General features: G+C 57.0%; 17 protein-coding genes. 10 read left to right on the forward strand and 7 right to left on the reverse strand.

All coding sequences use genetic code 11. From position 1 onward, the window contains the following. The first annotated feature begins 1 nt into the window (after window position 1). Window positions 2–694 (forward strand): alpha/beta fold hydrolase, encoded by a 693-nt coding sequence (locus KORLAC_RS16910; RefSeq protein WP_068308731.1) that lies wholly within the window; start codon window positions 2–4, stop codon window positions 692–694. On the opposite strand, the gene KORLAC_RS16915 is transcribed toward KORLAC_RS16910, so the two are convergent. The 5 genes from KORLAC_RS16915 to hemE form a co-directional block, all read right to left on the reverse strand. Further along, window positions 676–1158 (reverse strand): GNAT family N-acetyltransferase, encoded by a 483-nt coding sequence (locus KORLAC_RS16915; protein ID WP_068308732.1) that lies wholly within the window; start codon window positions 1156–1158, stop codon window positions 676–678. The genes KORLAC_RS16910 and KORLAC_RS16915 overlap by 19 nt on opposite strands. Beyond that, window positions 1155–1706 carry a cysteine hydrolase family protein gene (locus tag KORLAC_RS16920; RefSeq protein ID WP_068309379.1) on the reverse strand — a complete coding sequence of 184 codons (552 nt, stop codon included), beginning with the start codon at window positions 1704–1706 and terminating at the stop codon, window positions 1155–1157. The genes KORLAC_RS16915 and KORLAC_RS16920 overlap by 4 nt, the downstream gene beginning before the upstream one ends. A gap of 88 nt (window positions 1707–1794) precedes the next feature. Next, window positions 1795–3051, reverse strand: a complete 1257-nt coding sequence (gene rho / locus KORLAC_RS16925) for a transcription termination factor Rho (protein WP_068308733.1) — start codon at window positions 3049–3051, stop codon at window positions 1795–1797. 216 nt (window positions 3052–3267) lie between these two features. Then, window positions 3268–3711 (reverse strand): CopD family protein, encoded by a 444-nt coding sequence (locus KORLAC_RS16930; RefSeq protein ID WP_175445638.1) that lies wholly within the window; start codon window positions 3709–3711, stop codon window positions 3268–3270. 32 nt (window positions 3712–3743) lie between these two features. After that, on the reverse strand, window positions 3744–4775 hold the full coding sequence (gene hemE, locus KORLAC_RS16935; protein WP_068308734.1) for a uroporphyrinogen decarboxylase: 1032 nt from the start codon (window positions 4773–4775) through the stop codon (window positions 3744–3746). Window positions 4776–5194: 419 nt separating this feature from the next. Between hemE and KORLAC_RS16940 the strand changes: the two genes are divergently transcribed. The 7 genes from KORLAC_RS16940 (at window position 5195) to KORLAC_RS16970 (ending at window position 10025) form a co-directional block, all read left to right on the forward strand. After that, window positions 5195–6091: a pyruvate, water dikinase regulatory protein gene (locus KORLAC_RS16940; RefSeq protein WP_082714756.1), complete on the forward strand. Its 897-nt coding sequence runs from the start codon at window positions 5195–5197 to the stop codon at window positions 6089–6091. A 12-nt stretch (window positions 6092–6103) separates the two neighbouring features. Further along, entirely contained in the window at window positions 6104–6697 is a 594-nt protein-coding gene (locus KORLAC_RS16945; protein WP_074519246.1) for a Maf family protein, read from the forward strand. Further along, a complete protein-coding gene (locus tag KORLAC_RS16950; RefSeq protein ID WP_068308736.1) occupies window positions 6694–7545 on the forward strand; it encodes a shikimate dehydrogenase in 852 nt (283 codons plus the stop codon). Before KORLAC_RS16945 ends, KORLAC_RS16950 begins: the two co-directional genes overlap by 4 nt. Then, window positions 7542–8147, forward strand: coding sequence for a dephospho-CoA kinase (gene coaE, locus KORLAC_RS16955; protein WP_241493445.1), 606 nt, complete (start codon window positions 7542–7544; stop codon window positions 8145–8147). The genes KORLAC_RS16950 and coaE overlap by 4 nt, the downstream gene beginning before the upstream one ends. Beyond that, a complete protein-coding gene (gene dnaQ / locus KORLAC_RS16960; protein WP_068308738.1) occupies window positions 8144–8815 on the forward strand; it encodes a DNA polymerase III subunit epsilon in 672 nt (223 codons plus the stop codon). Before coaE ends, dnaQ begins: the two co-directional genes overlap by 4 nt. Continuing rightward, window positions 8812–9552, forward strand: a complete 741-nt coding sequence (locus KORLAC_RS16965) for an SDR family NAD(P)-dependent oxidoreductase (RefSeq protein WP_068308739.1) — start codon at window positions 8812–8814, stop codon at window positions 9550–9552. Before dnaQ ends, KORLAC_RS16965 begins: the two co-directional genes overlap by 4 nt. Window positions 9553–9644: 92 nt before the next feature. Next, the gene (locus tag KORLAC_RS16970) at window positions 9645–10025 is read left to right on the forward strand and encodes a VOC family protein (protein ID WP_068308740.1); all 381 of its coding nucleotides are present in this window, start codon (window positions 9645–9647) and stop codon (window positions 10023–10025) included. Between the two features lie 44 nt (window positions 10026–10069). Here the strand turns inward: KORLAC_RS16970 and lepB (KORLAC_RS16975) are convergent, their stop codons facing one another. Then, window positions 10070–10735 (reverse strand): signal peptidase I, encoded by a 666-nt coding sequence (gene lepB / locus KORLAC_RS16975; protein ID WP_068308742.1) that lies wholly within the window; start codon window positions 10733–10735, stop codon window positions 10070–10072. A 25-nt stretch (window positions 10736–10760) separates the two neighbouring features. Continuing rightward, window positions 10761–11531, reverse strand: coding sequence for a signal peptidase I (gene lepB, locus KORLAC_RS16980; RefSeq protein WP_068308744.1), 771 nt, complete (start codon window positions 11529–11531; stop codon window positions 10761–10763). Between the two features lie 385 nt (window positions 11532–11916). Between lepB (KORLAC_RS16980) and dnaK the strand changes: the two genes are divergently transcribed. After that, a complete protein-coding gene (gene dnaK, locus KORLAC_RS16985) occupies window positions 11917–13845 on the forward strand; it encodes a molecular chaperone DnaK (RefSeq protein WP_068308746.1) in 1929 nt (642 codons plus the stop codon). 99 nt (window positions 13846–13944) lie between these two features. Continuing rightward, window positions 13945–15084, forward strand: a complete 1140-nt coding sequence (gene dnaJ, locus KORLAC_RS16990) for a molecular chaperone DnaJ (RefSeq protein ID WP_068308748.1) — start codon at window positions 13945–13947, stop codon at window positions 15082–15084. Window positions 15085–15126 lie beyond the last annotated feature (42 nt).

Below are 15126 nucleotides of genomic sequence, written 5' to 3' on the forward strand. Positions count from 1 at the left end.
TATGACAGCGCCCTTTTACCTGATCCCCGGCACCATGTGCGACGCCCGGCTGTGGGCACGGATGCTTGCTCACTTGCCTGATGTGGAGGCCTGCCACTGTGACTATGCGGCGGCAAAGACCATGGACGACATGTGCAAGGCAGTGCTTGAACAGATGCCGGGCACGCCCTGCCATCTGGTGGGTTTCTCGCTTGGGGGCTATCTGGCGATCATGGCGGCCCTGAAAGCGCCAGAGAAGGTTGAAAGCCTGACCGTCATCGCGGCCTCGCCTTACGGACTGACGGACGCAGAAAAAAACTTGAGGAGCCGCAACGCGGAGATGCTTACGCGCCTCACCTACAAGGGCATGTCAAAAAACCGCCTCGCCCAATTTGTGAATGCGGACCATCTGGAAGATACGGCCATCACCAGCACGATCCTGCAGATGGAAAAAGACCTGGGCCAGGATGTTCTGATCCGCCAACTGATTGCGCCCATCGACAGGAAGAATATCGCGGATGACCTTCTGGCGCTTGAGATGCCCATCACCTTCATCATGGCCGAAGACGACCAACTGGTGCCCATCGGGGCGATCGATAAGCTGGCGGCAAAATCAGACCGCATCACCCTGCACCGCGTATCCGGCACCGGCCACATGATCCCCCTTGAAGCGCCAAAGCAATTGGCGGATTCGCTTCAAAGCGCCATCCGGTAGAAGCGGGTGTCGACCGCCATGCGGGGGAAGCTTTCCGGCAGGCTAGTTTCATCCACCAGGTCAAACCCGTTCTTCTCATAAAATCGGTGAGCCGCGAGGAAGGCGGCTGTTGTTCCTAGATAGATATCTGTGACGCCCGTACCGCGCGCTTCTGAAATCACAAAATCCAGAAGCTTCTGCGCCACACCGTAGATCCGGCCGCGATAGGCCTGGGACACAAACATTTTCCTGAGCGCCACCTGGCCCGCGCCAATATCAACCAGCGCGATCGAACCAATCACCGCATGGCCATCAAGCGCCACCCAGAAGCCGCCCTTGCCTTTCTGGTAAAAGCCCTCAATATCATGCAGGTCCGGCTGGTCATCATAGCTGATGTCGATACCGAATTCCTCGCGCTGGATTGGCAGGATCAGGTCGCGCACGCCGTCCTTGTGGTAGGCCTCATAGGCTTTGATGCTGATCATAAAATCTCGCCCAATATCTCGTCTGTCGTTTTCACTGTCGCATAATCGGCCGCCAGGTGTGCGAGCGTCAGCGCATGCACATCCGCCGCCAGCCATGTCATGCCGCGCCCGTCCATCACCTCTGTCGCCGCTGTGGCGTCTGACACCACCGTAACCTCAAACCCAAGGCTTGCCGCCATCCTGGCTGTGGTATCCACCGAATGCTGGGTCAAAACACCTGCAATGACCAGACTTTGGATATCCCGCGCGCGCAGGTGCTTTTCAAGCCCGGCCCCGACAAAGGCATTGTTGGTTGTCTTGCCAATGACGGTCTCAGCGCCCTGAGGGGCCACCTGAGGCTTGAAGGCATGCCCGGGGGTACCTGGCGTGTATGGCGAGCCTTCACAGACGCTGTCGTGCCTTATATGGATGATATCACCACCACGGGTGCGCCAGGCATCCAGCAGCCGCGCCATATTGGCTTCGGCATCCACATTATTGCGCACACCCCACTTGGGGTCGTCTATCGCGATCTGCGTATCGATGATGATCAGCGCTGTGTTGGTCATGATTGCCCCCATCCTCACTCCCCGAAAGCAAAAAGGGCCTGCGTTTGCAAGCCCTTAGCGTATCTGTCTCTCAAAGAATTTCTACCGCCTAGTTGTTCATGCTGGTGAAGAATTCCTCGTTGTTCTTACTGTCCTTGAGTTTACCAAGCAGGAACTCCATCGCGTCCACGGTGCCCATTGGCGTAAGGATACGCCTGAGGACCCACATTTTCGACAGCGTTGCCGGATCGACAAGAAGCTCTTCTTTCCGGGTACCGGATTTGAGGATATCGATCGCCGGGAACACACGCTTGTCTGCAACCTTGCGGTCGAGGACAATCTCGCTGTTGCCCGTGCCTTTGAATTCCTCAAAGATCACTTCGTCCATGCGGCTGCCGGTCTCGATCAGCGCGGTTGCGATGATGGAAAGCGACCCGCCTTCCTCAATGTTCCGCGCGGCACCGAAGAAACGCTTCGGACGCTGCAGCGCGTTGGCATCCACACCACCTGTGAGAACCTTACCGGAAGACGGCACCACCGTGTTGTAGGCGCGGGCCAGACGGGTGATACTGTCAAGCAGGATCACAACATCCTTGCCGTGCTCCACAAGGCGCTTGGCTTTCTCGATCACCATTTCGGCCACCTGGACGTGACGGCTTGCAGGTTCGTCAAAGGTCGAGGAAACAACCTCGCCATTCACACTGCGCTGCATGTCTGTCACCTCCTCAGGGCGTTCGTCAATCAGAAGCACGATCACGAAACACTCGGGATGGTTGGCGGTGATGGATTTGGCGATATTCTGCAACAGAACGGTTTTACCGGTCCGTGGCGGCGCCACGATCAGCGCCCGCTGGCCTTTACCGATTGGGGACACCAGGTCAATCACCCGCGGGGACTTGTCCTTCACGGTTGGATTGTCCGGGTCCAGCTTCAGCTTGGAATCCGGGTAAAGCGGCGTCAGGTTGTCGAAGTGAACCTTGTGCTTGGTTTTCTCAGGCTCATCAAAATTGATCTTTGAAACCTTGAGAAGGGCGAAATAACGCTCGCCGTCCTTGGGCGCGCGGATCTGGCCTTCAACCGTATCGCCGGTCCGAAGCGCAAAGCGCCGGATCTGGCTTGGGCTCACGTAAATATCGTCGGGGCCTGGCAGATAGTTTGCCTCAGGGGAGCGCAGGAAACCGAAACCGTCAGAGAGAATTTCGATGACACCGCCGCCCATGATTTCGATATCGTCGTCTGCAAGATGCTTGAGGATAGCGAACATCATGTCCTGTTTGCGCATGCTGCTGGCGTTTTCAACACCAACCTCTTCTGCAAGCGAAAGGAGATCTGCTGGGGTTTTGCTTTTGAGATCCTGAAGATGCATGGGATCGTCCGAATTGTTATTAGGAATGGTTTTTGTCCAGAATTATTGGGGCCAGAAGGCCCGAAAAGGATAGATCGATTGCCTTTGAATACATGATAATTCTGGCAATGATTGGGAAATACGTTGGACGGCGCGCGAGATACAGGCGTGCCGGATCAGCGCCCAAGCTATCATTTTCATTCCCTCTGTCAAGTCTGTTGCAGCCGCAACTAACTGCTAGAAGGCCTTGGGCACCGCCAGTAGCACAATGGCAATGATGAAAACTGCCGGTATCTCGTTGATCTTGCGGTAGAATTTTCCGTCACGCTTGCGCTCACCCCGGGCGAATTCCTTACGGTATTTCGACAAGGCCCCATGAAAGCCGGACAGGATGAAAACAAGCAGAAGCTTGATATGCAGCCACAGGCCGGCATCAAAGCCAATATTGACCACCAGCATGAGCCCCAGAATCCAGGCGATGGTCATGGCCGGGTTGATGATGATGCGCATCAGGCGCTTCTCCCGGTCGATCCATTTGGCGTCCTCATCCGACCCCGCCTCGCATTCACTGTGGTAGGCGAAATAGCGCGGCAGCATGAACATACCGGCCATCCAGAAAATGACGAAAATAATGTGCGCGGCCTTCACCCACAGGTAAGAACCGCCCAAAAAACCGATCATGTCTGCCATATCATTCCCCCTTGTTTTCCGAATTAGCGCCGGAAAGCTTTAATGGTGTCTGAGAGCAGCGCCACATTCTCCGGCGGTGTTTCAGGTACGAAACCGTGGCCCAGATTGAAGATATGGGCGCCGCCCCTCAGTTGCTCCAGAATGCGGTTGGCCTCGGACACCATCAAATCACCGCCGGATACTACGAGATGAGGGTCCATATTGCCCTGCACGCACACTTTCGGTTGGATTTCCCGCGCCGCCCAATCCAGCGGCACGCCGGTATCAAGGCCCACGCAGTCTATGCCCACAGCATCCACAAAGGTTGGAAGGGCTGCACCCGCGAGCCGCGGGAATCCAATGATGGGTGTTTCAGCATGTTTGGCACGAATGCGGGAAACGATTTCCTTGGTGGGTTCAATCACCCAACGCTCGAACATGGTTTCCGGGATAGCGGCCGACCAGCTGTCGAAAATCTGTACGGCATCGGCGCCCGCATCGATCTGGGCGATCAGATATTCGCTGGTGGCGTCCACCAGCATATCCATGATCTTGCCGAACAGCTCCGGATTGCCGTAGCCCAGTTGGCGCGCAGCTGCATGATCCTTGCTGCCCTGGCCTGCGATCATGTAGGTGGCCACCGTCCAGGGCGCGCCCGCGAACCCAAGCAAGGTCACTTCTGCAGGCAATTCAGCCTTCAGCCGGCGCACGGTCTCATAGACATTGCCCACCCTGTCATGGAAGGCACCCATGGAAAGTTTGGCATAGCTGGCCTCATCATTGACAGGTTCCAGCTTGGGACCATGGCCTTTCTCAAACCAGACTTTTTGCCCCAACCCGTCTGGCGCCACCAGGATGTCAGCAAACAGGATCGCGCCGTCCATGCCGTAACGCCTGATGGGTTGTAGGGTCACTTCGGCTGCCTTGTCTGGACTGTAGCAGAACTCCATGAAACTGTTTGTCGTTGCTCGAACCTCAAGATATTCGGGCAGATATCGTCCTGCCTGACGCATGAACCAAAAAGGCACCCGGTCACCTGGGTTTCCCTTGAGAGTCTCTAGAAGAAGTTTGGTCATGCGCTGGTCCTTAAAGTTCGGGCGCCGTTCATTCGGCCTGACGCCCTCTTACTACTTAATAATAATTATATATAGAATCTTGTAGTTGTAGTTTATGCCTGTGAATCATGTGGAAAAGCATTTATCCACAATCTTGTGCACATACAAGGTGGGCGCGGCAATTCGCCCCGCAAAATGTGCATAAACTTATGGATTACCGGCATTTTATAGAAAAATGACAGCCATTCCGGGCGCTATATGATTTGTGGATAACGGGGATAACCGCAAAATATGGTGCCCCCGATCATCAGTTTTCCTCTCTTACAATTGACCGTGGATAGATTTAATAGAAGTTCTAACAAGTGCTTTCCAAATTGGGGGCAAGTGGCCTAGCCTTGTTATCAACCGATCCGCCAACAAGTTATCCACAGGATATTCCCATGAGTCTTCCAGAGCCACCGAAAAGCCCAGTCTCTCCAGTTGGCGTCAAGCGAAAAGGGTCAGCGAAGGATTTTCACCTGCATCTTGTATCGGACTCGACGGGTGAAACGCTCGAGGCCATCGTGCAGGCCGCGCTGGTGCAGTTTGAAGGCGTTGAGGTGAAAAAGCACTACTGGCCGCTTGTCAGGTCCGCCATGCAGATGAACCGGTTGATGGAAGATATCCGCGAGCAGCCGGGGCTTATTATGTATACCCTGGTGAACCCACAAATCCGCGAGGCGCTCGAGACAGAATGCATGAAGGCAAACCTGCCTGTGCTCTCGATCCTCGATCCGGTGATCAACCTCCTCGGGTCCTACTTCGGGGTGCAGGCGTCGCACAAGCCCGGCAAGCAACACAAGCTGGATGCTCACTATTTTGAGCGCATCGACGCGCTTCAGTTCACCATGGCCCATGATGATGGGGTTCTGGTGCAGGACATGCCGCAGGCAGACATCGTGCTGGTGGGCGTTTCGCGGTCGTCGAAAACGCCGACAAGCATCTATCTGGCGAACAAGGGCTACAAGACCATCAATGTGCCGTTCGTGCCCGGATGCCCCATGCCGCCGGAACTGGATGAGATCAGGAACAAGTTCGTTATCGGGCTGACCACAAGCGCCGAGCGCCTGGTGGCCATCCGCACCAACCGGTTGAGGTCTATCAATGAAGAAACGGAAGGCGACTATACCGACATGTCGCACATCCAGGATGAGATCAAGGAATGCCGAAAATACTGTGCCCAGCGCGGCTGGGCGACCATTGATGTCACCCGCCGGTCGATCGAGGAAACGGCCGCGGCGATCCTGAACCGCTACCACCAGTGGCTGGATGCCCAAAACGGCAAAACACCGGAATAGGACCCCCGCACCATGGCTTTCATATTGGCGTCCGGCAGCCAGACCCGGGCGGACATGCTGACAAATGCAGGCATCGCGTTTGAGGTTGACCCGGCGCGGGTTGACGAGGACGCCGTTAAAACCGCCCTGGTGGCAGACGGCGCGCCGCCCCGCGATATCGCTGATGCGCTGGCTGACCTGAAGGCCCGCGCCGTTGCCATGCGGCGGCCCGAAGATATGGTGATGGGTGCAGACCAGATATTGGTGTGTGACGGCAAAATCTTTTCAAAGGCAGATACGCGTGAGGAGGCCGCGGAAACCCTGAAGGCGCTGTCAGGGAAAAGCCATCAGCTTTTGTCGGCCGCCGTTATTTACGAAGGCGGTCAGCCGACCTGGCGGGCGGTTGATACTGTCAAATTATCGGTCAGGCCCCTGAGTGACGCCTTTATCGAAGGCTATCTGGACGCCATTGGCGATGCCGCTTTCTGGAGCGTCGGCGCCTATCAGATAGAAGGTCGGGGCGCCCAGCTTTTTACCAAAGTGGAAGGTGACCATTTCACTGTCCTTGGCCTGCCGCTTTTTGCACTTCTTGATTTCCTGCGCCGCAGAGGCATGATGCCGCTATGACAGAAGATCAGAAAACCAGGCAAAAAAAAGCAGCCGTGATCGGCTGGCCGATTTCCCATTCCCTGTCGCCCACTATCCATAACCACTGGATGCAGGCGGCGGGCATTGACGGCAGCTACGACAAGATCGCCGTTGGCCCCGAAGCGATAGAGACCGCACTGGCCCAGTTCAAGGCCGAAGGCTATGCCGGCTTTAACGTTACCGTGCCGCACAAGGAAGCCATCATGCCGTTCCTTGACAAGGTCGCGCCACTCGCGCGCCAGATGGGGGCGGTGAATACGGTCAAGATTGCAGATGACGGCACCATGACCGGCTTCAACACGGACGGCATTGGGCTGGTGACCAACCTGAAGAAAACCGTGCCGGGGTGGCCTAAGGACAAGCCTGTTCTGATTTTGGGCGCAGGGGGAGCTGCGCGCGCTGCCGCGCTCGGCCTTCTCATGGAAGAAGTACCCCTGGTGATGATCACCAACCGGACGCGGGCGAAGGCGGAAGCCATCGCGAATGAAATCGGTCGCGGCCGCATGACCGTGGTGGACTGGGACGACCGCGCGGACGCTGTGGCCGCCGCCGGGCTGATCGTCAACACCACCGTTCTGGGCATGAAAGGCCAGCCGGCGCTGGAGATGGACCTCTCAAAAGCCATGAAAGACACGGTTGTTTATGACATCGTCTACCAGCCGTTGATGACGCCGCTTCTTCAGGACGCGGAAGCCCGCAGCCTTCGGGTAGTGACGGGCCTTGGCATGCTGGTTTATCAGGCGGCCGCAGCCTTCAAGATCTGGTTTGGTGTTGACGTTGATTATGACGACACCTTGCGGGCCGAGCTGGAGGGCCAGTTCAAATGAGCAACAATCCAATGATCATCGGGCTCACGGGGTCGATCGGCATGGGCAAGTCGGAAACCGCGAAAATGTTCGCGCGTCTGGGCGTGCCAGTGTTTGATGCCGATGCGACCGTCCGCCAGCTGCAGGCGCCGGGTGGCCGGGCGCTTGGACCCATCGAGGAGGCTTTCCCTGGTGTGGTGAAGGATGGCGCGCTGGACCGGGATGCCCTTGGCAAAATTGTGTTCGCTGATCCCGACGCCAAGAAAAAGCTGGAGGCCATCATGCATCCGATGGTGGCCGAGGAACGCATCGACTTTTTCAACAAGGCCGAGGATGAAGGCGCCAAGATGGTGGTATTCGATATTCCCCTGCTTTTTGAAACGGGCGGCGAAAAGGCCTGCGACAAGGTTGTGGTGGTTTCCGCCCCGCCTGAAATCCAGCGCGAACGGGTGCTGGCGCGCGACGGTATGACGGAAGAGAAATTCAACCAGATCCTGAAAGCCCAGGTGCCAGATGATGACAAACGGGCGCGGGCAGATTATGTGGTAGAAAGTAATTTCGGGCTCGACCATGCCTTCAGGCAGGTTGAGGCCATCGTCAAAGAATTGGGTGAAGCAACATGAGCAAACGCGAACTGATTTTCGATACGGAGACCACAGGGTTTGACCCGATGACAGGTGACCGGTTGATCGAGATCGGCCTCGTGGAAATGGTGGACAAGTCCCTCACCGGCGAACATTACCACCAATATGTGAACCCTGAGCGCGATGTGCCCGAGGGCGCCGTGAAAATCCACGGCATCACCACCGACTTCCTGCGCGACAAGCCCGTGTTTTCCGACATCATGGATGATTTCCTTGAGTATGTCGGTACTGACAGTGTGCTGGTGGCACACAATGCCGAGTTCGATATGCGCTTCATCAACTGGGAACTTGAGAACGCAGGCCGTCCGATCATCCACCCCAAGCGCTTTATCGATACGCTGGCGATCGCACGTACCAAATTTCCGGGTGCGGCCAACAGCTTGGATGCGCTCTGCAAGCGTTTTGGCGTGTCGAACACCCACCGAACCCTCCACGGCGCCCTCTTGGACGCCGAAATCCTCGCGGATGTTTATATCGAACTGCTGGGCGGCAGGCAGGCGGGCCTTGACCTGGCCGTCGACGCCGGCGGCGCAGTTGTGCGGGAAAAGAAAGCCCGCGAGCGGCGCAGCTTCCCGGTATCGGATGAAGAGCGCGCGCGCCACGCCGAGTTTGTCACCAAACTGAACGATCCCATCTGGAACGCATGACCAGGGTCGCTCTGATAACCGGCGCCAGCAGCGGCATTGGCGACGCGACAGCGAAAGCCTTTGCGGACGCGGGCTATAATGTGTTGGCTGTTGGGCGGAATGCAGAAAGACTGCAAGCTGTGGTGGCCCATGCCCCCGACCGCATCACCCCCATCGTGCAGGACCTCACAGGCCCCGAGGTGTGCGCTGAGCTGATCGATCATGCAGTGCAGAAATTCGGGCGGCTTGATGTTCTGGTGAACAATGCGGGCATCATCTCCCGCACCACGGCTGAAGACACCACCGATACCATCTGGCGCCAGACCATGACGGTCAATCTGGATGTGCCCTTCTACCTGAGCCGCGCGGCGGTGCCGCATCTGAGGAACACCAAAGGCCGCATCATCAATGTGGCGTCTGACTGGGGACTTAGCGGCGGTGAAAAGGCCGCCGCCTACTGTGCCAGCAAAGGTGGGCTTGTGCTTTTGACAAAAGCCATGGCACGCGACCATGCCGCTGACGGCATCACGGTGAATGCCGTATGCCCGGGCGATGTGGTCACCCCGATGCTGGAGAAGGAAGCCGCCGACCAGGGCATGACGCACCAGGAAGCGCTTCAAGCGTGGAAAGCGGACGTACCGACCGGCCGCCTGACAGAAGCGGGCGAAGTGGCGGCAATGATCCTTTATCTGGCATCAGACGTGGCCGCCCAGGTCACGGGCACCGCCATGCTGATCGATGGTGGCGGCAGCGCCTGACACCGATGGCCACCAATGGGTTGACCGCGGGCCATTTGGGCTTACCTCACTCCTGAACCAACGAATTTTCATTCAGGGAAAGGGATGAGCCTATGTTCAGCCATGTGATGGTTGGGGCCAATGATGTGGCCGAAAGCAAGAAATTCTACGATGCGACCTTGGAAGTTCTGGGGCACCGCCCCGGGCGGATGGACCCAAAGGGTCGCTGCATGTATGCCGAAAAATCAGGCCTTTTCATGCTGACAAAGCCGATCGACGGCGAACCGGCCACGCATGGCAATGGCACCACGCTCGGCTTCGCGGCCTCCAGCCCTGAAATGGTGGATGCTTGGCATGAAGCAGGTCTCAAGGCCGGCGGCAAAGCGATTGAAGACCCGCCAGGCATTCGCGAAGGCGGCGGCATCAAGCTGTATCTGGCCTACCTCCGCGACCCATCGGGCAACAAAATCTGCGCGCTGCACAGGGTTGCGTAAAGGCTTTCATGATTGGGGCGTGCCTATGGGCTGGCCCCAATCAGCTAATTCAAGCCTATGAGAGAGCGGCTGTCGGCTGACCCGCCCGGGCATTCGGGGCCATTATCCTCGTGGCAGGCATACAGGCTGAAAGTTGTCATGAAGGCTTTGCCAACAATCCATTCGCCCTTGATGAACCCCAGGTCATACATATAGCGACTGTCGGCGCTGGCGTCGCGGTTGTCCCCCAACATGAAATATTGGCCTTCCGGTACGACAAACAGTTTGGTGTTGTCCTGCATTGCTGGGCCATTGTCATGACGTTCGTATATGCGGTGGACGCGGCCGTTGGGCAGGGTTTCTTCATACTCTTTCACGCGGCGTGCCGTCCCTTGGTAATCTGTATAGGCCAGATCTTGAACGAAGGCGCGCGGGGCGATCGTACCGTTGATGAACAACCGTCCCCTTTTGATCTGTACGGTATCGCCCGGTAAGCCTATCACCCGCTTGACGAAAGTGAACGAACCTTTGTGTGGCGCGATGAAGACAACGATATCGCCATGGTCAATATCGCCGGGATCGATGTGTTTCTTGGAAAGAAACCGGTCGCCAACTTGCAAAGTGGGCACCATCGATCCAGCTGGGACATGGAAATGACTGAAGCTGTATAAGTACGCGACGACCCCTACGAACAAGATGCCGCCAGCAATTGCCAACCAGTTTTTCTTCATCTCGCCCCCAACAAGAAATGAATTGCTAATCAATCACATTGAAGAAGCGGCCGAGCGGGATGCCGATGGGGCAGAAGACGTCCTTGCCCTGGTCACAGTCATACAGGCTGAAGGTGGTGATCTGCGCGCGGCCCACCAGATATTTGTGCGCCACAAAACCCATGTCATCCAGATACCGGCTGTCGGCGCTGCCGTCCCTATTGTCACCCATCATGAAATAATGGCCTTCGGGCACCACAAACAGCTTGGTATTGTCAACGCGGGGTGCGCCGTCGTCATGGCGTTCGTAAATCCGGTGTTTTACGCCGTTCGGCAGTTCTTCGACATATTCGCGGGCGCGCCGGTCAATGCCTTGATAATCGGTATAATTCACATCGCGGATAAAAGTGCGCGGCGCCATCTCGCCATTGATGAACAGGCGCCCGCGGGTAATCTGGACAGTGTCGCCCGGCAGGCCGATCACGCGTTTGATGAAATCGTTGCTGCCTTTGTAGGGCAGCGTGAAAACCACCACATCTCCGCGTTCCGGCGCGTCATCGAACAGGCGGCCTTCCGGGACAATGCCTGGGTCGAACGGCACTGAATAGCGGTTATATCCGTAGCTCAGCTTCGAGACGAAGATGCGGTCACCGACCTCAAGCGTCGGTTCCATGCTGCCCGATGGGATATGGAAGCTGGACCATCCGAAGGTGGTGAAAATCAAGAAGAAGACAACAATGACAACCAGATCCTTCAGAAGCACCATGGCCTCATGCTTTTCCGGCTGTTGCTGTGCCATATTGGCTTTATCGTTCATGCAGGCCCCGCCCCGATCCGTCGTGGATTCTGTTGTTATGGTCCAAGTGTTTCCGCTCACGCCAACACGACTTAATTCAGGCGCGAGTTTAGCCGCCTGCCCCCCATTTTCAATGTTTGATTGCGGGCGACAAGGAAGACTGCCTGCTCACATACAGGCAAGTCCATCGTCTTTAAAGGCTTTTGGTCAGGAAAAAACTTACAAAATTTCTTGGCCACTGCCCTTGCGGGGGGTGGCTGCGCACCTTATATAGCCACTGAAACCTGCTGCCTGCCGGATGTTTTGGCTGGCCAGCAATTTGATCAAATAACACGAACCCTAAGAGGCTGTGATAGGGTGCCGGATGGGCCCAAGCAGTCGGCTTGCAACGGGAAGAGGTAAAAAAATGGGTAAAGTAATCGGTATTGACCTGGGTACGACAAACTCCTGCGTATCCATCATGGACGGGTCCAAACCTAAAGTAATCGAAAACTCTGAAGGCGCGCGCACGACGCCGTCTATCGTTGGTTTCACCGACGATGGCGAACGCCTTGTTGGCCAGGCGGCAAAACGCCAGGCCGTGACGAACCCGACAGACACGCTGTTCGCCATCAAGCGTCTGATCGGCCGCACGTTCGATGATCCAACCACCAAAAAAGACATCGACATGGTTCCCTACAATATCATCAAAGCCGACAGTGGCGATGCGTGGGTAGAAGCCAAGGGCGAGAAATACTCCCCAAGCCAGGTGTCTGCGATGATCCTTCAGAAAATGAAGGAAACCGCCGAGAGCTATCTTGGTGAAAATGTTGACCAAGCGGTCATCACAGTACCTGCATACTTCAACGACGCCCAGCGCCAGGCAACGAAAGACGCCGGCAAGATCGCGGGCCTTGAAGTGCTGCGCATCATCAACGAGCCAACGGCTGCGGCCCTTGCGTACGGTCTTGAAAAAGAAGACGGCCACACGATTGCTGTGTTCGACCTTGGTGGCGGTACCTTCGACGTATCGGTCCTCGAGATCGGCGACGGCGTATTTGAAGTGAAGTCCACGAACGGTGATACGTTCCTGGGCGGTGAAGACTTCGACATGCGTCTGGTTGATTACCTCGCGGACGAGTTCAAGAAAGAAAACACCATCGACCTTCGTCAGGACAAGATGGCACTGCAGCGTCTGAAGGAAGCGGCAGAGAAAGCCAAGATCGAGCTTTCCTCCTCAACCCAGACCGAAGTGAACCTGCCGTTCATCACGGCTGACGCATCTGGCCCGAAACACCTTCAGATCAAACTGACGCGCGCCAAGCTTGAGACCCTCGTTGAGGACCTGATCAAGCGCACGCTCGAGCCTTGCAAGAAAGCCCTGAAGGATGCGGGCCTCAATGCAGGCGAGATTGACGACGTGGTTCTGGTCGGCGGTCAAACCCGGATGCCGAAAATCCAGGAAGTGGTCAAAGAGTTCTTTGGCCGCGAGCCGCACAAAGGTGTGAACCCGGATGAGGTTGTGGCCATGGGTGCCGCGATCCAGGCTGGCGTTCTGCAGGGTGACGTGAAAGACGTTCTGCTTCTGGACGTAACCCCGCTGTCGCTGGGCATTGAGACGTTGGGCGGTGTGTTCACCCGCCTGATCGAGCGCAACACCACGATCCCGACGAAGAAGGCGCAGGTCTTCTCGACCGCGGAAGACAACCAGGGCGCCGTAACCATCCGTGTGTTCCAGGGCGAGCGCGAAATGGCTGCAGACAACAAACTGCTGGGCCAGTTCGACCTGGTGGGTATCCCGCCAGCCCCACGCGGTGTGCCGCAGATTGAGGTTGCCTTCGATATCGACGCCAACGGCATCGTGAATGTGTCCGCCAAAGACAAGGGCACAGGCAAGGAACAGCAAATCCGCATCCAGGCTTCCGGTGGTCTCTCTGACGAGGACATTGAGCAGATGGTCAAGGACGCAGAAGCCAACGCCGACGCGGACAAGAAGCGGAAAGAGCTTGTTGAAGCCAAGAACCAGGGCGAAGCGCTTGTTCACTCGGCTGAGAAAAACCTCGACGAGCACAAGGACAAGGTGTCCGACGACGATAAGAAAGCCATTGAAGATGCGGTTGCGAACCTGAAGACCGCGCTTGAAGGCGAAGACGTTGACGACATCAAGGCGAAAACCGAAGCACTGGCACAGGCCACCATGAAACTTGGCGAGCAGATCTACAAAGCAAGCCAGGAAGAAGCGGCCGCGGCCGGCGACGAGTCCGAGGTTGAAGCTGCTGACAAGGCGGCCAAGGAAGCCGACGACGATGTGGTGGATGTGGACTTCGAAGAAGTCGACGAAAACGACAAGAAATAAGGTGGCCGCCTGACGCCATACCAATGCTCGCGCCGCCTCTGGATGTCTGGAGGCGGCGTCTGAGTTTAGGGGCGCGGCGACAAAAGCGGAGAACCGCCTATGTCTAAAGCAGATTATTACGAGCTACTCGGCGTCTCAAAGGACGTCGACGAAAAAGCGCTGAAAAGCGCTTTCCGCAAGGCTGCCATGCAGTATCACCCGGACCGCAATCCGGGCGACGCAGAAGCAGAAAAGAAATTCAAGGAAATCGGTGAAGCGTATGAGGTCCTGAAGGACCCTGAAAAGCGCGCGGCCTATGACCGCTATGGTCATGCGGCATTCGAGGGCGGCATGGGCGGCCCCGGCGGCGGCCATCATGCGGGCGGCTTCGATTTCTCTGACGTGTTCGAAGAATTCTTCGGTGATTTCATGGGCGGCCAGGGCCGCCGGCGGCGCGGTGGCGGTGGCCCCGGGCGCGGCAGTGATCTCCGGTTCAATATGGAAATCTCGCTCGAGGATGCCTTCCGCGGCAAGGAAGACAAGATTCGTGTGCCCACGTCTGTGGCGTGTGAGCCCTGCAGCGGTTCTGGCGCTGAGCCCGGCTCGAAGCCCGAAGTGTGTGACACCTGTGGCGGTGCCGGTAAGGTGCGCGCCAGCCAGGGATTCTTCATGGTGGAACGCACCTGCCCGAGGTGTCAGGGCAATGGGTCGATTATCACCAACCCGTGCAAGAGCTGCTCTGGCGCGGGCCGTGTGAGGAAAGAAAAGACCCTGCAGGTCAAGATCCCGAAAGGGGTGGAGGAAGGCACGCGTATCCGCCTGGCGGGCGAAGGCGAAGCCGGCAGCCGTGGTGGCCCGGCGGGTGATCTCTATATTTTCCTGACCATCAAGCCTCATGCGCTGTTCAAACGTGACGGCGACATGCTCTATTGCCAGGTGCCGATCCCGATGACCAAAGCCACCCTTGGCGGCGACATCGAGGTGCCGACCATTGAAGGCAAGCGTGCGCGGATCAAAATCCCTGAGGGGACGCAGTCAGGCCGGCAGTTCCGCCTCAAGGGCAAGGGCATGCCAGAGCTGAACGGCGGCTTTGTGGGCGACATGATTGTTGAGATGAATGTGGAAACACCCACCAACCTCAACAAGAAGCAGCGCGAGCTTCTGGAAGAATTTGCCAAAGAGGGCGGCGATAAAATCTCGCCGCGGTCCGAAGGGTTCTTCTCCAAGGTCAAGGACCTATGGGACGACCTGACCGAATAGGGTCAGAGCTCAAACAAAATTCAGGAAAGCCGTCTCCAGATC

This window comes from Kordiimonas lacus (assembly GCF_001550055.1).
GTDB lineage: Bacteria > Pseudomonadota > Alphaproteobacteria > Sphingomonadales > Kordiimonadaceae > Kordiimonas > Kordiimonas lacus.